The sequence below is a fragment of the Thioalkalivibrio sp. ALJ7 genome (assembly GCF_000376865.1).
Classification (GTDB): domain Bacteria; phylum Pseudomonadota; class Gammaproteobacteria; order Ectothiorhodospirales; family Ectothiorhodospiraceae; genus Thioalkalivibrio.
This window is the reverse complement of the sequence record NZ_AQXQ01000012.1, coordinates 716,107-733,217: the sequence shown is the minus strand read 5'-3', so window position 1 is coordinate 733,217 and position 17,111 is coordinate 716,107. Positions and strand designations below refer to the sequence as shown.

Here is a 17,111-nt window from a genome sequence, read left to right as displayed (position 1 = left end):
GGTGTCCTGAGCGGACAGTCTAGGGAAACTCGGATCAATGTACACGCGGGCCTGAAGGACCCGGTCTTGTGTCACTGGCCGCTATTGGCTCGTGTTGACCAGGCGTTCGAGGTCCGGGACGGTATCGTTGCGTGTGATCCCGTGTTCCTCGAACCAGCCGGCGTTGACCTCCAGCGCGTAGAGCACGGGTCGCTTGGCGCTGTGAATGCGGGTGGAGTGCGGTGTCATGCTGGCGATGTTGGTGATGGTGAAATCCGCATCGATAAAGGCCACGTCCAGCGGGATGCGAGTGTTCTGCATCCACATGCCGTATTCCGCCGGGCGCGACCAGATGAACAGCATGCCGTGGTCATCGGGCAGGTGGTCGCGGTGCATCAGACCGAGGCGGCGACTGCGGTCGGTGGCGGCGATTTCGATGGTGAGGGTCTGCTCACCGAGGCTCAGCTCGGCGGTCGGCAACTTGTCGTACGCGTGCGCGAGGCTCGCGCCGAGGACGAACAGCAGTAGCAGCCCGGCAAGGCCGAGGAATGCCCGACCCCGCAGCGCAGCGGTCACGGATTATTCGCCGCTCATGCGCCCGACGGCGCAGCTGGCGAAGGACTTGGCCTTGGCGCTGGTGGAGCGCCAGCCGGAGACCGAGCCGACCTCGGGGTAGCCCATGCTGGCCAGCTTCGCGGCGACCGCCTCGCGGGCGCTGTCCGGGGCCTGGACCTCGACGGCGCCGCCTTCCACGTCCACCTCGGCGCCGGTTACGCCCTCGACCTGCAGCAGGCCCTTGCGGATGGAGCTGGCGCAGCCGCCGCACTTGATGTTTTCGACTTCGATTTTCATTGCGGATACCTCGGAATACTGGGGTTTGTATCGCTCATTATGTACGATTCCGCTTCTGCATAAACGTTCACGAGACCCGACCATGCCCGCCTACCGTTCCCGCACCACTACCCACGGCCGCAACATGGCCGGTGCCCGCGCCCTGTGGCGTGCCACCGGCATGCAGGATGGCGACTTCGGCAAGCCGATCATCGCGATCGCCAACTCCTTCACCCAGTTCGTTCCGGGCCATGTCCACCTGAAGGATCTCGGCCAGCTGGTGGCGCGCGAGGTCGAGCAGGCCGGCGGTGTGGCCAAGGAGTTCAATACCATTGCGGTGGATGATGGCATCGCGATGGGTCATGGCGGGATGCTCTACTCGCTGCCCTCGCGCGAGATCATTGCCGACTCGGTCGAATACATGGTCAACGCGCACTGCGCCGATGCCCTGGTGTGCATTTCCAACTGCGACAAGATCACCCCCGGCATGCTGATGGCCGCGATGCGCCTGAACATCCCGGTGGTGTTCGTATCCGGCGGCCCGATGGAGGCCGGTAAGGTGAAGCAGCCGGGCACCGACAAGGTGATTCACCTGGACCTGGTGGACGCGATGGTCAAGGCGGCCGACTCCAGCGCCTCGGACGAAGAGGTGGAGGCCATCGAGCGTTCCGCCTGCCCGACCTGCGGCTCTTGCTCCGGTATGTTCACCGCCAATTCGATGAACTGCCTGACCGAGGCCCTGGGCCTGTCGCTGCCGGGCAACGGCTCGCTGCTGGCCACCCATGCCGGGCGCAAGTCGCTGTTCGAGCAGGCCGGGCGGCGCGTGGTCGAGCTGGCCAAGCGCTACTACGAGCAGGACGATGCCTCGGTGCTGCCGCGTTCCATCGCCACCTTCGAGGCGTTCGAGAATGCGATGAGCCTGGACATCGCGATGGGCGGCTCCACCAATACCGTGCTGCACCTGCTGGCGGCTGCGCGCGAGGGCGAGGTCGAGTTCACCATGGCTGACATCGACCGCCTTTCGCGCAAGGTCCCGAACCTGTGCAAGGTGGCCCCGGCTACCCAGCTCTACCACATGGAAGACGTTCACCGCGCCGGCGGGGTGGTGGGCATCCTCGCCGAGCTCGACCGCGGTGGGTTGATCCATCGCGACATTCCTACCGTGTACGCCGACACCATGGGCCAGGCCCTGGAACAGTGGGACGTGATGCGGCATGCCGCCGAGTCCGAGACCCTGTACAAGGCGGCGCCGGGCGGCGTGCCCACACAGGTCGCGTTCAGCCAGGACAAGACCTGGGACAGCCTGGACATCGATCGCGAGAACGGCTGCATCCGCGATATCGAACACGCCTACTCCAAGGACGGCGGCCTCGCTGTGCTCTACGGCAACATGGCCCCCGACGGTTGCATCGTGAAGACTGCGGGCGTCGACGAGAGCATCCTGAAATTCTCCGGCCCCGCCCGCGTCTTCGAGAGCCAGGACGCCACGGTGGAGGCCATCCTGGGTGATCAGATCCGGCCAGGTGACGTGGTAATCATTCGCTACGAGGGCCCGAAGGGCGGCCCGGGCATGCAGGAGATGCTCTACCCGACCTCGTACCTGAAGTCGAAGGGGCTGGGCAAGGAATGCGCATTGATCACCGACGGGCGCTTCTCTGGTGGCACCTCCGGGTTGTCCATCGGCCACGTCTCGCCGGAGGCGGCGCAGGGCGGCGCGATTGCTCTGGTCGAGGAGGGTGACACCATCGTGATCGACATCCCCGGCCGCGAGGTCCGCATCGACGTCGACGACGCCACCCTGGCGGCGCGCCGCGCGGCCATGGAGGCCCGCGGGCCGAAGGCCTGGAAGCCGGAAGCGCGCAACCGCCCGGTCACCCAGGCCCTGCGCGCCTACGCCCTGATGACGACCTCCGCCGCCTTCGGTGCGGTGCGCGACATCTCGCCCTACGAGGACTAGCCTTAGCAGGGGCAAGGCGCGATTTGGGTGACGCTTTGCGGCGTGGGTACGTGGGTTGATTGCACCACAGAGTGCGCAGAGGACCCGGAGAAAATCGAAGGAGGTTTCACGTCGGTTTCGATCGATTTTCTCTGTGCTCTCCGTGTCCTCGGTGGCTAGAAGCGGACCCCTAAAGACTGGCCCTTGCGCCTCATTGGTCGAAACGGTATCAAGGGAAACGCTGATTAATGTACACACTCGCGTTGGTACCCCAGGTTTTCCGAGACAAGGCGCGTCGCGTAGCGTGTAGTGGTTCTACCCGCCCGTTTCTGATGGATTCGGGGCGCAACGCAGGATCGGGGAACCTGGGGTGCCAACCCCACAAACCATTGAAAGCAGGGGCTCGGCCGCTTTTGCGCGCGCACAGCGTTGCGGCTCCTTTGTGCAGAATGACTGCACGGCAGTCACCGCGCCTTGTTCGCACGCAAAAGCGACTCGAGCGCGAGCGTGTACATTAATCAGTGTTTCCCTAAGTCCAGCACCCTAAAACGCGATACGACTGAACCACAGGGAGGTGGTGATGGCGATTACTGACTGGCCCGCGGCCGAGCGTCCGCGGGAAAAGCTGTTGGAGCGCGGGGCGGACGCCTTGTCCGATGCGGAGTTGCTGGCGATCTTTCTGCGCACGGGCGTGGCGGGCAAGAGCGCGGTGGACGTGGCGCGGGACCTGCTCAGCCGTTTCGGTGGGTTGCGGCCCCTGTTGCAGGCCGACCAGGCCGGGTTCTGTGCGGCGCCGGGGCTGGGCGCGGCCAAGTATGCCCAGCTGCAGGCGGTGCTGGAGATGGGGCGCCGCCACCTGGCGGCTGATCTGGAACACGGTGATGCACTCACGTCGCCAGCCGCGACCCGGAAGTTCCTCGCGGCGCGTCTGCGCGACTATCCCTTCGAGGTCTTTGGTGTCCTGTTCCTGGACAATCGCCACCGGGTGATCGCCTTCGAGGAGTTGTTTCGTGGAACGATCGACGGGGCCAGCGTGCACCCGCGCGAGGTGGTGCGCCGCGCCCTGCATCACAACGCAGCGGCCGTAATCCTGTCTCACAATCACCCTTCGGGCGTCGCCGAGCCTTCGCGTTCGGATGTCTCCATCACTCGTCGGCTGACCGATGCATTGGGGCTGATCGACGTGCGCGTGCTGGATCATCTGATCGTGGCCGACGAGGTCGTGTCCCTGGCCGAGCGCGGCGAGTTGTAGGATCCCTCGATTACCCGGGTCTTGCCGTTGATCCGTGGCGACTCCGGAGATTGGGATCGCTAGCCGCGGATCTCCCAGTGGCCGGGCTCGGTCGGGCAGGCGGTGCCGGTGTGGTGCTGGCCGTCGATGGTCATCTCGAAGTCGCGGCAACCACCATCGCGATTCCTTCTCGGCGTGAGGTGTACCGGCTGGCCGTGGGCGTTTTCCCAATGCACCGTGTGGCCCGTATCGGCTAGCTCCAGCGCGTGCCCTACGCAGGCCTGGTCGTTGCGATCCATCTGGCGGCCGATCAGCCCACCGAGCACCGCCCCGCCAGCGGCACCGATCAGGACCGCCACTGGATCGCCATCACCGACACGGTGCCCAATGACCGCGCCGGTGCCTCCACCGATGGCGGCGCCGATGGCATCGCGGTTGCAGCGGCCGTCCATCACGCCGTAGTCGTGTCCCCAGCGATCGTGGCTGTAACCCTGGTAGCCGTGATACCCGGGGTCGTTCTGCGCGCGCCAACCATGGGCCGGGGCCCAGGGGGTGGCGAGGCCAGGGTTTCGGCGGTGAAGCCGAACAGCAGGGCGGCGGCCAGTATCTTCAGATGGGTGGGCAGTCCACTGCGGGATGGGGTGCGATTCCGTGCCATGGTCCGTCTCCTCTCGATCGGATCTGGCGCAAGCCTCGCCTGGATCGGCTGAACAGATCTTTAACCGGTGGTGGATCTTGCGAGAAACGTGAACGGCATCAAGCCGGCAATGCGCATCGTGTCACGTCGGGGTCTGATCAAGGGCCCGCTCCAGCGCGCGCAGAAGGGCGCCAACCTGGGCCTCGGTATGAGCAGCAGACAGGGTGATGCGCAGGCGGGCCTGCCCTTCGGGAACGGTAGGCGGGCGGATGGCTGGCACCAGAAAGCCGGCATCCAGGAGGCGTTCGGCCACGGCACTGGCGCGCCGGGCGTCACCAATATGCACGGGCTGGATCGGTGTCAGGGGTGGCGGGTGGCTCAGGCCGAGTTCGTCCAGGCCCTTCCCCAGCTGCAGCAACAGGCGCTGAAGGTGTTCGCGGCGGTCGTTCGCGCCTTCGGCGATCTGCACCGAGGCGAGGGTCGCGGCGGCCAGGGCGGCGGGCATCGCGGTGGTGTAGATGTATGGGCGAGCGGTCTGGATAAGGGTCTCAATCAGGGCCTCGGAGCCCGCCACGAAGGCCCCGGCGGTACCGAAGCCCTTGCCTAGCGTCCCCATCAGGATCGGGACCGCATCGTGACCGAGGCCGAAATGCTGACAACTGCCGCCGCCGGTTTTTCCCAGAACCGACAGGCCATGGGCGTCGTCCACCATCAGCCCGGCGTCGAATTCGCGCGCCAGATCGGCCAATTCCGAGAGGGGGGCGATGTCGCCGTCCATGGAGAACACGCCGTCGGTGACAATCAGGCGATGCCCAGTGGCCCCGGCCTTCTCCATTCGCTCGCGCAGGTGATCCGGGTCGGCATGGCGGTAGCGCTGGCTGCGAGCGCCGGACAGGCGGACCGCATCAATGAGCGAGGCATGGTTCCAGCGGTCCTCGAAGACCGTGTCGTGGCGCCCGACCAGGGTCTGCACCAGGGCCAGGTTGGCCATGTAGCCGGTGGAGAATAAAAGGGCGCGCTCGCGCCCGGTGAAGCGGGCCAGCGCCTCTTCCAGCTCGTCGTGGGCGCGGGTGTGGCCGTTGATCAGGTGGGCCGCGCCCGCGCCCACGCCGTAGTGGTCGATGGCTTCGCGGGCCGCGGCGGCGACGGCGGGGTCGCCGGCCAGACCCAGATAGTCGTTCGAGCAGAAGGCCACCACGGGGCGGCCATCGATCACCTGCTCCGGTCGTTGTGGGCCGTCCAGGGTTCGTGTGTGCCGCCATCGCCCGGCATCGCGCCGGGCTTGCAGTCGCTCTTGCAGATACCGATCCAGCGAGTCGCTCATGGCCGCCGCCCCGCGCGCAGGAAGATGGGCCAGTGCACGCGGGCGGTGATGTCCGCATTGGGCCACAGCGCGCGCAGGGCCGGCTCCAGTGCGGCCAGCGGATCCTGGCCGGCGGCCTGCGCGCGGCGGATGGCCGACCAGGTGCCGAGATAGCCGAGCAGGGTGTCGCGGTCCCATTCGCGGTCGATCCGAAACTCGGGCGTCTCGATCTCCGGCCAGGGGAAGGGCAGGTCGCGGTAGTGGCTGCGGATGTGGTTGCGCTCTTCCGGCCACCAGGGGGCCAGGGTGGTGTCGTGGAAGTCGGTCAGCAGGCGGTCCAGCGCCGGGTCCTCGGCGCGCAGGATGCCGTAGCCCCAGATCGCCAGCAGGCCGCCCGGACGCAGGATGCGTGCGACCTCGTCATGGAACTCGGTGTGGCGGAACCAGTGTGCGGCCTGGGCGACACAGGCCAGATCCACCGAGGCATCGGCCAGTGCGCAGGCCTCGGCGGCGCAGGCGATGCGGTCGACCCCGGTGGTTGCCGGCAGGGCGGCTAGCAGGGCCGGGGCGGCATCCGTCGCGACAACCTGCGGGAAGTGCGGCTTCAGGCCCTGTGCGGCCTGGCCGTTGCCGCTGGCGCAGTCCCAGGCGCGTTCGTGGTGCGGGGTGTGCGCGGCCAGCCAGTCAAACAGCTCGGCGGGGTAGTCCGGGCGGTGGCGGGCATACGCCACCGACACCGCCGAAAAATGATCGGGAAAGGCGCCCGCCACCGGCCGGTTAGCTCAGGCCGATGCGGAGGCGGGCCAGTCCGATTCCGCAGGGCTTTCCGGACCAGTCTCCGGGCGCAGGCCGAGGCGTTCGAACAGCGCGAGGTCGTGGTTCTCGCCGGGGTTCGGCGTGGTCAGCAGGGTGTCGCCGTAGAACAGCGAGTTGGCGCCGGCGAGGAAGCACAGGGCCTGCATCTCGTCGGACATCTCGGTGCGCCCGGCGGACAGGCGCACGTAGGAGGCCGGCATCAGGATGCGGGTCGCGGCGATGGTGCGCACGAACTCCAGTGGATCGAGATGTTCGATCCCGTGCAGTGGGGTGCCCTCGACCTGGATCAGCTGGTTGATCGGCACCGACTCCGGGTGCTTCGGCAGGTTGGCCATCTGCTGCAGCAGACGCGCACGGTCACGGCGCGATTCGCCCATGCCGAGGATGCCGCCGCAGCAGACGTTCATGCCCGCTTCGCGTACGTGTTCCAGGGTTTCCAGGCGGTCTTCGTAGGTGCGCGTCGAGATGATGTGCCCGTAGAACTCCGGCGAGGTGTCGAGGTTGTGGTTGTAGTAGTCCAGCCCCGCCTCGGACAGGCGTCGGGCCTGCTCGGCCTTCAGCATGCCCAGAGTCATGCAGGTCTCCAGGCCTTCTTCCTTGACCGCACGGACCATCTCGATTACGCGTTCAAGATTCTTGTCGGTCGGGTTCCGCCAGGCGGCCCCCATGCAGAAGCGGGTCGCGCCCTGGGCGCGGGCGTTGCGTGCCGCCTCCAGCACTTCGTCCAGTGGCAGCAGGCGCTCGCGTTCGATCTCCACTTCGTGGTGCGCGCTCTGCGGGCAGTAGGCGCAGTCCTCGGGGCAGGCCCCGGTCTTGATCGACAGCAACGTGCTGACCTGTACCGCGTTCGGGTCGAAGTGCTCGCGGTGTACCGTCTGCGCGCGAAAGATCAAGTCGTTCAGCGGCAGGTCGAGCAGGGTCTCGACCTCGTCGGTGTTCCAGTCGTGGCGGGGCGTGCTCATAGATGATGGTCCTTGTCGGCTTCGGCTGGGATCTCGACGTCGGCCCAGGGTTCGCGGTAGATCGTGTACAGGGCGTAAACCGTCCAGGGCAGCAGGATGGCGGCCGAGACCGCCCAATAGGCGCGGTAGTAGTTGAGATCCGGCGGGAAAAAGGTGGCGACCCCGATCAGTGCGCCCATCAGGGCGTAGTAGCGATAGGCGGCCCACTGGGTATGGTGGCCGACCCGCGGATCGGGGTGGTGCTTGTTCAGGGCATAGACCAGCATGGAGCCGCCAAACCACAGCACGAGTGGGACGATGCCCATGATCGCGGCGATAATGAAGCCGACCCCGACCCCCTCGCTGCTGACCACGAATAGCGGAATGCCGGCGATGGATACGCTGATCAGGTTGCCGATATCGAACATCGATGCGGCGCGCCGCGAACTGCGCCCGGAGACGGTCCTGGTGGCCATGGTCTACCCTGCATGCAAAAGGCGAAGCATAGCATTATGGCCCGGGACCCTTCATCGAACCCCTTCTTCATGCCCGCCGCGGGCCTGCGTTGGCCGGCGCGGGCGGTGGCGTGGACCGAGTGGCTGGGTGAGGTTCTGTATCCGACCCATTGCGGTCTTTGCCTGGCGCCCGGCCAGGCGATCTGCGCCGGGTGCCGCGCGGACCTGCCGCCGCTGGAGCATCCCTGCCCAACCTGTGCGTTGCCCCTGCCCATCGCCGGGGTTTGTCCGTCCTGTGTCCGCAAGACCCCGGTTCTGGACGCGCTGCATGCCGGCTGGGTCTATGCCTGGCCCCTGGATCAGTTGATTCTTGCCTACAAGAACGGCGCGAACGCACGTGCCGAGCGAATATTGGCGGCACTGGCGGAGCAGATGGCACAGCGCCTGGTGCAGCAAGGTCACGGTCTGCCCGATCTCGTCCTGCCGGTGCCGCTGCATAGTAAGCGGTTGCGCGAGCGGGGCTTCAATCAGGCGGATTACCTGGCGCGGCAGGTGGCGGCGTGTATGGAGGTGCCGCTGGAGGCGCGCGGGTTGCGGCGAATCCGGGCGACCGATTCGCAGCAGACACTGGGGCGCAAGGCGCGCCGGAATAACGTGAAGGGGGCGTTCGCCTGGGAAGGCGATGATCTCGCGGGACGGCATGTGCTGGTGGTGGACGATGTGGCGACCACCGGTGCGACGCTGTCTGCGCTGTCCGGTGTGCTGCGCCGGGCCGGTGCCGTGCGCGTTGAGGGCCTGGTCCTCGCGCGTGCCTGAGGGACGTGCGATTCAATCAGCGTTTCCCTGGGGATCAGGCGCCCAGGTGGTGGTCGGCAATCATCGCCAGCAGAACCACGACCCCCAGGTAGTGATTGTTCTTGAAGGCACGCAGGCAGTCGGATGGCTCGCGTTCGAAGATCAGGAACTGCTGGTAGAACATCAGGATCGCGACGATGACCAGGCCGGCGGTGTAATACCCGCCGAATCCGGCGTGTTCGCCAACGAGGTAAAGCCCCAGCCAGACCAGCACTTGCAGCCCGCCGGTGATCAGTCGATCGAGTTCGCCGAAGGCGATGGCCGTCGATTTCACCCCGATCTTCAAGTCGTCTTCGCGGTCCACCATGCCGTAAAAGGTGTCGTAGACCACGGTCCAGGCCAGTACGGTGACGAACAGCAGCCAGGCCACGGGTGGCGGGTGTTCTCCGGTGACGGCGGTGAAGGCCATAGGCACGGCCCAGGCAAAGGCCGCACCCAGGTGGACCTGCGGGAAGTGGTGGAAACGTTTGGAGAAGGGGTAGGTGCCCGCCAGCGCCACCGCCACCAGGGAATACAGAATGGTCAGGACATTGGTAAACAGCACCAGCACAAAGGCGACCACACTGAGCGCTACGAAGGTGCCCAGCGCCTCGCGCGGGGTGATGGTGCCGATTGCCAGCGGCCGGTCGCGGGTGCGCGCCACATGGCCGTCGAAGTCGCGGTCGGCGTAGTCATTGATGGCGCAGCCAGCCGAACGCATCAGGATCACGCCAGCGGCGAAGATGAAGATCAGGTAGCCGGGCGGCCAGCCCTCGGCCGCCACCCACAGGGCCCAGAAGGCCGGCCACAGCAACAGGTAGATGCCCACCGGGCGATCCAGTCGGATCAGGCGGGCAAGTTCCCAAAGGCGTTCGCGTTCGGTCATGGCGGCTTAGGGAGACACTGATTGGATCAGCGTCTCCCTACAGGTGAGCGTCCAGCCAGGCGTCCAGGTCTTCCGGTTCGACCTCGCCGCGATGGGTGTCGAGGATGGTCCCGTCGCGGGCGATCAGGACGGTGTAGGGCAAGGCGCCGATGCGGTTGCCGTATTCGCGTCCAACTGCGACGGCCTCGTCCTGGCCGATCAGGATCGGGAACTCGATCCCGAAGTCGTCGACAAAGTGCTGGGTTGCCGTCTGTTCGTCCACCGCGACCGCGACGATGGTGAAGCCGTCTTCCTTGTGTGCTTCAAAGGTGTCCTGGAACAGCGGCATCTCCTTCTTGCAGGGCGGACACCAGGTCGCCCAAAAATTCAGGACGATCAAATCGCCATCCCACTCGCTGAGCTGGCGGTCGTTCCCCTCGAGATCCGGCAGCGTAAAGTCGATCCGCTGGGCCCCTTGGGCCTCCTCCGCGGCGACCTCGGTGGCCCCATTGTTATTGGCTGCGGTCTCGGCTCCGGTATCCATTTCGGGTTCGGGGTCGCCACAGGCCGCCAGGGCGAAGGCGCTGGCCGCGGCGATGGCCAAGCCAGCGGCTCGGTTCCAGCGATGTTTCATGGGGTCACCCCGATGGCGCTTTCGACGTGGGCCAGGAAGCGGTCGGCGTTCAGGTAGCCGACATTGCGGTAGTTACGCAGCTCGTTGCCGTCGGTATCCCAGAAGATCATCGCTGGCGGCCCGAACAGGTTGAAGTGACGCATCAGGTTGCGATGCTCGGAGGTGTTGTCCGTGACATCGGCCTTGATCAGATGCACGTTGGCCATGGCGTTGATTACGCGTTGATCCTGAAAGGTCGTGCGGTCCAGGCGCACGCAGTCCACGCACCAGTCGGCGTAGAAGTCGAGGAACACCGGCTGTCCGTTCTCGCCGGCTCGGGCGACCTCGCGCTCTACATCCTCCAGGCTGTCGACGTAGGTGAACTCCATCTCCGTCGGACCCGCCTGTTCGCCAGTGGCCGAGACGCTCGGCTGATTGAACGTGGCCAGTGGGCGGAAGACGTCCTTGCCGCCGGTGGCCGCGCCCAGCATCAGCAGCACGCCGTAGATCAGGATCACCACGCCCAACCCCTTCCACAGGCTGTACCAGCCGGAACTGCCCTCCGGCAGGGTGCGCAGTGCGCCCATGTAGACGGCGGTCACGATCAGGAGGATGGCCCAAAGGAACATGGCCACCTCGCCCGGGATGACCCGTTCGAGCAGCCAGATGCCAATACCCAGCAGGCCGACCCCGAACACCGCCTTGATGGTATCCATCCACGGTCCGGCCTTTGGCAGCAGGCGTCCGGCCGAGGTGCCGATCGCCAGCAGCGGGGCGCCCATGCCCATGCTCAGGGCAAACAGCGCGATCCCGCCCAGCACGGCATCACCGGTATGGCTGATGTAGAGCAGCGCCCCGATCAACGGTGCCGTCACACAGGGGCCGACGATCAGGGCAGAGAGGAAGCCCATGATCCCGGCGCCGACGTAGGTGCCGCCTTCCTGGCGGTTGCTGATCTGCGACAGCTTGCTCTGCACGCTCGCCGGCATCTGTAGCTCGTAGAAGCCGAACATCGACATCGCGAGCGCGATGAAGATCGCCACGAAGGTGCCGATGATCCAGGGGTTCTGGAACGCCGCCTGCAAGTTGGCGCCCGCCAGGCCGGCGAACACGCCGGCGATGGTGTAGGTCAGCGCCATCGCGAGCACAAACACCAGCGAGATCAGGAACGCCTTGCGCGTGGTCAGGTTCTTCTGCCCGATGATGATATTCGACAGGATCGGGATCATCGGGAACACGCAGGGGGTAAAGGTCAGCAGCAACCCGAAGCCGAAGAAGGCCAGGGCCACGAGCCAGATTTGGCCGTCCGCCAGCTGGGCCGCGATGCGATCCTGCTGCGTGACCGGGGCCGCGGCGTCGTCGTCCTCCTCGGTGGGGGCCGCGGTGGTCTCGATTTCGTCCAGCGATTCGTCGCCGGTCTCCGGCAGGGCGTCCTCGTCGACTTCGGTCGCCAGGTCGGAGTCGAAGCTGACCGAGACCTCCTGGGTCAGCGGCGGATAGCACACACCTCCGTCCCAGCAGCCCTGGTAATCGATCGCCAGGGTGATTTCGGAGACGTCATCCTCGTCGCGCAGCACCGGCACCAGGATCTCGACCTGGTCGCGGTAGATTGCGGTTTCGCCGAAGAACTCGTCTTCATGAAGCTCGCCTTCCGGCGGATTCACCGGCCCCAACTCAATGCCGTCGCCTTCGGCGATGCGGACATCCAGCTGGTCGCGATAGAGGTAGTAGTCCTCCGCGATGTCGAAGCGCAGGATCACTGCGTTCTGGCTGATCGCCTCCAACGAGGCGGCGAACGCCTGTTCCGGCTCCAGCAGGTCGTCGGTCGCGCCGAGATCGCCGGAAAGGCCGCCGAGTTCGTCCAGAGCGCTGCCTTCCTCGGTTTCATCGTCTTCGTCCCGGGCCTCGTCCTCTTCGGCGGCCTCGCCATTGCCACCCGGCAGGCCCGGCAGCTCAATGGAGACGGTCTGGAAGTGCGGGGGATAGCAAACCCCGAGATCTGCGCAGCCCTGGGAGCGGGCCGTCAGCTCAATCGTGGTGCTCTCGGCCGCCTTGATCGGCAGTTCAACCTGCACCTGTCCTCGATAGGTCTCGACGCGCCCGAAGAACTCGTCCTCCTTGATCTCGCCGTCCGGGATCCGGGCTTCGCCCAGCTCCAGGCCGTCGCTCTCGGGCTCGAACTCGAACTGTTCGCGGTACATGTAGTACTCATCCGCGATGTCCCAGGTGAGTCGGACGGTATCGGCATCGATGGCCTCGGCGCTCAGGGCGAAGGCGTCATCCGGATCCAGCAGGTCATCCTCGAAGATGGCCTGGGCCAGAGTCGGGAGCAGCATCAGGGCGAGTAGCAGACTCGCCAGCCAGGTGCGCGGGTTCATGAGGTGCATTGCGTTATCCAGTCCAGGTAATCAGGGAGTCCGTGCTCAATCGGCAGCGCGATGATCTCGGGCGTCTCGTAGGGGTGTTGGTCCGCCAGCCGCGTCTGGAGTTCGTCCAGGCGCGCTGGCGAGGTCTTGATTAACAGTGTGACCTCGGAATCGATCTCGATATTCCCTTTCCAGGCGTAGACCGAGCGGCCCGGCGGCAGGATGTGCACGCAGGCGGCCAGGCCTTGCTCGACCAGGGTGCCCGCCAGGGCGTCTGCCGCGGCGGGCTCGTCCAGGGTGGTGATCACCAGCCAGGCGCTGGCGCTGGCCTCGGAAGAAGGCGTACTCATGGGTTTAGCGCTGCCGTTCGATCTGTGCATTCTGACCCGGGCGCAGGGCCGTGTCTTCCGGCGAGAACTCCACCTCGACGCGGTAGCCGCGTTCCGGCTCTTCACCGGTTGGCTCCCAGCCCACGGCCGCGATCGTACCGGAGAGGCGCTGATCGCCGACTACGACCGTGACGGTCTCCCCGGGTTCCAGTGTGGCCGCGGTGGCGGCTGGCACGATCCCAATGGCGCGCATCGGATCGGTGGTGCCCAGGGTCGCCAGCACCGGCGGGAACATCGCCGGATTCACATACTGCCCGGCATTGGCCTCGACCCGGACCACGCGCCCGCTCGCCGGGGCGCGGATGGTGGCATCTTCGAGGTCGGCGCGGATGCGGTCGCGCTGCGCGCGGGCCTCCGCCAGACGGGCGGCGGATGTCGCGTAGTCGATCCGCGCCAATTCCAGCTCGCGGGCGGCGATCAGGGTTTGGTCGTAGAGATCCTGTGCCTTGTCGCGCTCGCGTTCGGCTTCGTCCAGCTCCATTTGCAGGCGCTCGATGTTGGCTCGGGCCGCGCGCAGATCGGCATCGGTGCGGCGGGTATCCAGCCGGAACAGGACGTCCTCGGCGGCGACCGGGTCGCCGGGACGGATCTCCACCGCCTCAATGCGCCCGGCAACCGGGGCCGTGATGCGGTAGCGCTCACCCCAGTCGAGCTGGGCGGCGAAGCCTTCCTCCGCCAGCACGGGCGTGGGTGCCAGAGCCAGCAGGGCCAGCAGGCCACCGGTGGTCAGCAGGGAAAGCGTGTGAAAGGCGCGGGGCATGGGCAGGTCTCCCGTTTGGTCGCCGGAGGGCCGGCGGCTCAAGGGTTCTCGTCGTTGGCGCGGAACGGGCTCAGCTCGTCACGACCGGTCAGCAGGGCGAGGCGTTCGTAGGCCAGGGCTAGTTGGAATTCGGTACTCGCATTGAAATGCGCGGCCGCGCTTTGCTGGACCATCGAGTCACCCAGGTCGGCCTGGTCTTCGATGTCGTACAGGTAGCGGGCGCGGTCAATGTACAACTCGCGGTAATCCATGCGCCAGGTGGCCTCGTCGCGCTGGATGCGCAGTGCGCGGATCTCGTCGTGAAGTTCGCGCAGGCGGTTGCGGGCTTCAATGCGCGCCTGGCCCAGTTCGGCCTCGGCCCGGTGCCGTGCGGCAACCGCCTGGCCGACCCGGCCGTCTTGGCGCCGTCCTTCGTACAGCGGGATTTCGAGGACCAGGCCCGCGGCGAAAGGGTTGCGATCACTGCCGCCGAGGTCGCGGCTCCACCAGCCGGATTCGGCCTCGGCGTACAGACGTGGGCGGCGCTGCGCGCGGGAGGCGGCGACTTCGCGGGTAGCCGCCTCGACGTGCCGCCGTTCGGCCATCAGCCGCGGGCTGGTGTTGTCGAGCTCGGCGATCAGGGCGTCCAGCCCGGGAAGCTCGGGCAGCTCCAGGGGTAGCGCGGGCGCCAGTACGGTTCGCACGCGTCGATCCGGGCGGTTAAGGGCCTCGGCCAGTGCGGCTCGGGTGCGTTCCTGGTTTTGCAGGGCGCGGGTGCGCTGAACGCGCAGGGTCTGATACTCGGATTCCAGGCGGAAGACCTCGATATCCGAGACCTGGCCGCGTTGATTGCGTTCCTCGGCGCGTTCCTTGGAGACGTAGGCCGCGGCCATTGCCTCGGTGTCGCGGGCGAAGGCCAGATCGGCGAGCAGGACGTCGAAATAGCGCTCAAGGACGTGGATGCGGTGGCGCGCATGGGCCAGTTCTTCTTGCCGCAGCGCCGCCTCGAGACGCTGTTCGCTGGCGGATTCGCGGGCATGGGACTGGCCGAAATCGCTCAGCAGCTTGCGCGCGACGATGGAGGCGCGGGAATCATCTCGGCTGCGATCCGCAACCAGATCGTTGGGCTCGATCCAGCGTGCCTCCAGCCGGGCATTCACGGTGACGTCGCGCTCGGCGCGGGTGGCCTCGAGCGCGGCGCGGGCCTGTTCGCGTTCGGCCCGCGCCCGACGTACGGTGGGGTGCAGGGCGTCGACGCGTTCGAGGGCATCGCCCACGCGCATCGGGTTGGGCAATGGCCCGAGTTCAGAGGTCGAATCCTGCGCACTTGCCGGCCCGGCCAGGGGCCACAAGATCAGTCCCGCGAGCAGCAGGCAGCCAAGAGGCCCGCGGCGGGCGCGAGACGAGCGAAAGTGCATCGGCGGCATGGAGCGTCGATCCTCGGGGGGGTGGAGAGGGGCTAACGCCCGTCTTGCTCGCGCTTGAAGCGGGTGAAATTCTGATCCTTATAGTGCCCGTCGGCTACGAACTCCCCCAACTGCAGGAATTCCCGGGTGTCGCGGGTCGCGCCGGTGAAGCGCGCAATGGGTTCGCCGTCCAGGTCGAAGAACTGGAACACGGGCGTGGCGCGTACCCGGTAGTCACGAGTGGCCCACTCCCTCTGGGTCTTGGTTTCGCCGTCGAAGGTCACGATCTCAATGGAGCCTTCGACGTCAACGCTGAATACCAGGAAGTGTTCGCTAAAGTATTCCTGGACCTCGGGCTGGTTCAACACCTGGTTCTTCATGCGGTGGCAAAAGGGGCAGTCGGCCATTTCGAAGAAGATCAGGATGCCCTTCTTGCCGGCCGCGCGGGCTTCTTCCAGTTCTTCCGGGAACTCGCCGAAGGTCGGGTCAAAGAAGTGGTGTTCCGGGTCGCGGGGATCTTCCACCGCGGCGGTGGCCAGGGCGGGAACAAGTAAAGCCAGCAGGGCCAATAGCAGGATCGGGTTGCGCAGCATGGTTGATCACTCTCCGGAATATGTCGATAGCCGTATGCACCAATGACGGGCAGGAGGTTGGCTTAATTCCCTTTGGGCCGCAAGGAAAACTGGGTGAGCCTTTCCTGCGTTTCCTAATGGTCGCAATGTTGGAGTGCTATTGCATCATTAGGGTTCCAATCGACACCACTCGAGGTGCATGTTCCAATGAATGGGCCTGATCTCCGGAACCCCCTTGATGCGTAACCCTCTCTTTCCTCTCTTCGTCTTTCTTGGCCTGGTGCTGCTTGAGATCTTCGGTTTCGCCTGGGTGGGCGACGCCGTCGGGGCCCTGATGACGGTGGCACTGGTCATCATCACGGCCGCGACCGGGTTGTTGCTGTTCCGGCTTCAGGGTTTCTACCACTGGCGGCGGCTGCAGCAAAGTCTGGCCCGCGGCGAGGTTCCGGCGCGAGGGCTGGTCGAAGGTTGGCTGTTGATGTCGGCCGCCGTGTTGCTGCTGTTACCGGGGTTCTTCACCGATGCCGCCGGCTTCGTGTTGCTGGTACCGCCGCTGCGGCGCTGGGCCGCGAACGGCATCCTGCGTCGCGGCATGGTGCGGGCACGGACTGGAGGTCCCGGTGGCGGGCAGCACAGTGACACGATTGAGGGCGAGTTCCGGCACCACGATGAAGGCCGCGAGTCGCCAGACGACCGGTTGGATCACGATGACCGCCGCTGATTCCGTCCCGATCGGCCCCTTCCTCGACACCACCGAGAGCCCGCGCCGCAAATATTTGTAACGCACGCCCTTGACTCGCCTTTGCGCGCCCCTATTATTAGCACTCGTCAGGGGTGGGTGCTAACAGGGCATCTGCCCGACAAACCAATTTTCCTGTTGAAGACACTTTAATAAGGAGTTCGCACCATGAACCTGCGGCCTTTGCACGATCGAGTCATCGTGAAGCGTATGGAAGAAGAGCGCACCACCCCCGGCGGCATCGTGATCCCGGATTCAGCGGCCGAGAAGCCGGTCCGTGGCGAGGTGGTCGCTGTAGGCAACGGCAAGATTCTGGACAACGGCGAGGCCCGTCCTCTGGACGTGAAGGCCGGCGACAAGGTCCTGTTCGGCAAGTATTCCGGCACCGAGGTCAAGGTCGATGGCGACGAAGTCCTGGTGATGCGCGAAGACGACATCATGGCCGTCATCGAGGGCTGA

The 17,111-nt window shown here is 66.0% G+C and carries 18 protein-coding genes and 1 pseudogene; 5 read left to right on the top strand and 14 right to left on the bottom strand.

What is annotated here, in order from left to right:
* Positions 1–81 precede the first annotated feature (81 nt).
* Together D002_RS0112105 and D002_RS0112100 are read right to left on the bottom strand one after the other, a co-directional pair.
* On the bottom strand, positions 82–555 hold the full coding sequence (locus D002_RS0112105; RefSeq protein WP_018142191.1) for a DUF192 domain-containing protein: 474 nt from the start codon (positions 553–555) through the stop codon (positions 82–84).
* A 3-nt stretch (positions 556–558) separates the two neighbouring features.
* Positions 559–831: a heavy-metal-associated domain-containing protein gene (locus D002_RS0112100; protein WP_018142190.1), complete on the bottom strand. Its 273-nt coding sequence runs from the start codon at positions 829–831 to the stop codon at positions 559–561.
* A gap of 82 nt (positions 832–913) precedes the next feature.
* Between D002_RS0112100 and ilvD the strand changes: the two genes are divergently transcribed.
* Positions 914–2,767, top strand: a complete 1,854-nt coding sequence (gene ilvD, locus D002_RS0112095) for a dihydroxy-acid dehydratase (RefSeq protein WP_018142189.1) — start codon at positions 914–916, stop codon at positions 2,765–2,767.
* A gap of 559 nt (positions 2,768–3,326) precedes the next feature.
* On the top strand, positions 3,327–3,998 hold the full coding sequence (gene radC, locus D002_RS0112090) for a DNA repair protein RadC (protein WP_018142188.1): 672 nt from the start codon (positions 3,327–3,329) through the stop codon (positions 3,996–3,998).
* 59 nt (positions 3,999–4,057) lie between these two features.
* Here radC and D002_RS13170 read toward each other — a convergent pair.
* From D002_RS13170 to D002_RS0112065, 5 genes and pseudogenes are all read right to left on the bottom strand, one after another.
* A pseudogene (locus tag D002_RS13170) lies at positions 4,058–4,635 on the bottom strand (YMGG-like glycine zipper-containing protein).
* Positions 4,636–4,756: 121 nt separating this feature from the next.
* Positions 4,757–5,938 carry an 8-amino-7-oxononanoate synthase gene (gene bioF / locus D002_RS0112080; protein ID WP_018142186.1) on the bottom strand — a complete coding sequence of 394 codons (1,182 nt, stop codon included), beginning with the start codon at positions 5,936–5,938 and terminating at the stop codon, positions 4,757–4,759.
* Positions 5,935–6,687, bottom strand: coding sequence for a methyltransferase domain-containing protein (locus D002_RS0112075; protein WP_018142185.1), 753 nt, complete (start codon positions 6,685–6,687; stop codon positions 5,935–5,937). The genes bioF and D002_RS0112075 overlap by 4 nt, the downstream gene beginning before the upstream one ends.
* 12 nt (positions 6,688–6,699) lie before the next feature.
* Entirely contained in the window at positions 6,700–7,695 is a 996-nt protein-coding gene (gene bioB, locus D002_RS0112070; protein WP_018142184.1) for a biotin synthase BioB, read from the bottom strand.
* Positions 7,692–8,150: a hypothetical protein gene (locus D002_RS0112065; protein ID WP_026181700.1), complete on the bottom strand. Its 459-nt coding sequence runs from the start codon at positions 8,148–8,150 to the stop codon at positions 7,692–7,694. Before D002_RS0112065 ends, bioB begins: the two co-directional genes overlap by 4 nt.
* Before the next feature lie 12 nt (positions 8,151–8,162).
* On the opposite strand from D002_RS0112065, the gene D002_RS0112060 reads away from it, so the two are divergent.
* Complete coding sequence (locus D002_RS0112060; RefSeq protein WP_369772094.1) at positions 8,163–8,945, top strand: ComF family protein; 783 nt, start codon at positions 8,163–8,165, stop codon at positions 8,943–8,945.
* Between the two features lie 34 nt (positions 8,946–8,979).
* Here D002_RS0112060 and ubiA read toward each other — a convergent pair whose 3' ends face one another.
* The 7 genes from ubiA to D002_RS0112025 are packed head-to-tail and all read right to left on the bottom strand — an operon-like array spanning position 8,980 to position 15,934.
* Positions 8,980–9,849, bottom strand: coding sequence for a 4-hydroxybenzoate octaprenyltransferase (gene ubiA, locus D002_RS0112055; protein WP_018142181.1), 870 nt, complete (start codon positions 9,847–9,849; stop codon positions 8,980–8,982).
* Positions 9,850–9,886: 37 nt separating this feature from the next.
* A complete protein-coding gene (locus D002_RS0112050) occupies positions 9,887–10,462 on the bottom strand; it encodes a TlpA disulfide reductase family protein (RefSeq protein WP_026181698.1) in 576 nt (191 codons plus the stop codon).
* Positions 10,459–12,828: a protein-disulfide reductase DsbD gene (gene dsbD / locus D002_RS0112045; RefSeq protein ID WP_018142179.1), complete on the bottom strand. Its 2,370-nt coding sequence runs from the start codon at positions 12,826–12,828 to the stop codon at positions 10,459–10,461. The genes D002_RS0112050 and dsbD overlap by 4 nt, the downstream gene beginning before the upstream one ends.
* Entirely contained in the window at positions 12,816–13,157 is a 342-nt protein-coding gene (cutA, locus tag D002_RS0112040) for a divalent-cation tolerance protein CutA (protein ID WP_018142178.1), read from the bottom strand. The genes dsbD and cutA overlap by 13 nt, the downstream gene beginning before the upstream one ends.
* 4 nt (positions 13,158–13,161) lie before the next feature.
* Entirely contained in the window at positions 13,162–13,956 is a 795-nt protein-coding gene (locus D002_RS0112035) for an efflux RND transporter periplasmic adaptor subunit (RefSeq protein ID WP_018142177.1), read from the bottom strand.
* A gap of 38 nt (positions 13,957–13,994) precedes the next feature.
* Positions 13,995–15,362 carry a TolC family protein gene (locus tag D002_RS0112030; protein ID WP_018142176.1) on the bottom strand — a complete coding sequence of 456 codons (1,368 nt, stop codon included), beginning with the start codon at positions 15,360–15,362 and terminating at the stop codon, positions 13,995–13,997.
* 32 nt (positions 15,363–15,394) lie between these two features.
* Positions 15,395–15,934 carry a thioredoxin family protein gene (locus D002_RS0112025; protein WP_018142175.1) on the bottom strand — a complete coding sequence of 180 codons (540 nt, stop codon included), beginning with the start codon at positions 15,932–15,934 and terminating at the stop codon, positions 15,395–15,397.
* Positions 15,935–16,151: 217 nt separating this feature from the next.
* On the opposite strand from D002_RS0112025, the gene D002_RS0112020 reads away from it, so the two are divergent.
* Both D002_RS0112020 and groES read left to right on the top strand, forming a co-directional pair.
* The gene (locus D002_RS0112020; protein ID WP_018142174.1) at positions 16,152–16,634 is read left to right on the top strand and encodes an FxsA family protein; all 483 of its coding nucleotides are present in this window, start codon (positions 16,152–16,154) and stop codon (positions 16,632–16,634) included.
* A gap of 186 nt (positions 16,635–16,820) precedes the next feature.
* Positions 16,821–17,111, top strand: a complete 291-nt coding sequence (gene groES / locus D002_RS0112015; protein WP_018142173.1) for a co-chaperone GroES — start codon at positions 16,821–16,823, stop codon at positions 17,109–17,111.

Bases quoted from the DNA above. Each gene is read 5' to 3' on its own strand.
- D002_RS0112100 (WP_018142190.1), bottom strand. From the start codon at position 831: ATGAAAATCGAAGTCGAAAACATCAAGTGCGGCGGCTGCGCCAGCTCC.
- D002_RS0112035 (WP_018142177.1), bottom strand. From the start codon at position 13,956: ATGCCCCGCGCCTTTCACACGCTTTCCCTGCTGACCACCGGTGGCCTG.
- D002_RS0112060 (WP_369772094.1), top strand. From the start codon at position 8,163: ATGCAAAAGGCGAAGCATAGCATTATGGCCCGGGACCCTTCATCGAAC.
- D002_RS0112050 (WP_026181698.1), bottom strand. From the start codon at position 10,462: ATGAAACATCGCTGGAACCGAGCCGCTGGCTTGGCCATCGCCGCGGCC.
- D002_RS0112065 (WP_026181700.1), bottom strand. From the start codon at position 8,150: ATGGCCACCAGGACCGTCTCCGGGCGCAGTTCGCGGCGCGCCGCATCG.
- dsbD (WP_018142179.1), bottom strand. From the start codon at position 12,828: ATGCACCTCATGAACCCGCGCACCTGGCTGGCGAGTCTGCTACTCGCC.
- D002_RS0112025 (WP_018142175.1), bottom strand. From the start codon at position 15,934: ATGCTGCGCAACCCGATCCTGCTATTGGCCCTGCTGGCTTTACTTGTT.
- bioF (WP_018142186.1), bottom strand. From the start codon at position 5,938: ATGAGCGACTCGCTGGATCGGTATCTGCAAGAGCGACTGCAAGCCCGG.
- D002_RS0112030 (WP_018142176.1), bottom strand. From the start codon at position 15,362: ATGCCGCCGATGCACTTTCGCTCGTCTCGCGCCCGCCGCGGGCCTCTT.
- bioB (WP_018142184.1), bottom strand. From the start codon at position 7,695: ATGAGCACGCCCCGCCACGACTGGAACACCGACGAGGTCGAGACCCTG.
- ilvD (WP_018142189.1), top strand. From the start codon at position 914: ATGCCCGCCTACCGTTCCCGCACCACTACCCACGGCCGCAACATGGCC.
- groES (WP_018142173.1), top strand. From the start codon at position 16,821: ATGAACCTGCGGCCTTTGCACGATCGAGTCATCGTGAAGCGTATGGAA.
- ubiA (WP_018142181.1), bottom strand. From the start codon at position 9,849: ATGACCGAACGCGAACGCCTTTGGGAACTTGCCCGCCTGATCCGACTG.
- radC (WP_018142188.1), top strand. From the start codon at position 3,327: ATGGCGATTACTGACTGGCCCGCGGCCGAGCGTCCGCGGGAAAAGCTG.
- cutA (WP_018142178.1), bottom strand. From the start codon at position 13,157: ATGAGTACGCCTTCTTCCGAGGCCAGCGCCAGCGCCTGGCTGGTGATC.
- D002_RS0112020 (WP_018142174.1), top strand. From the start codon at position 16,152: ATGCGTAACCCTCTCTTTCCTCTCTTCGTCTTTCTTGGCCTGGTGCTG.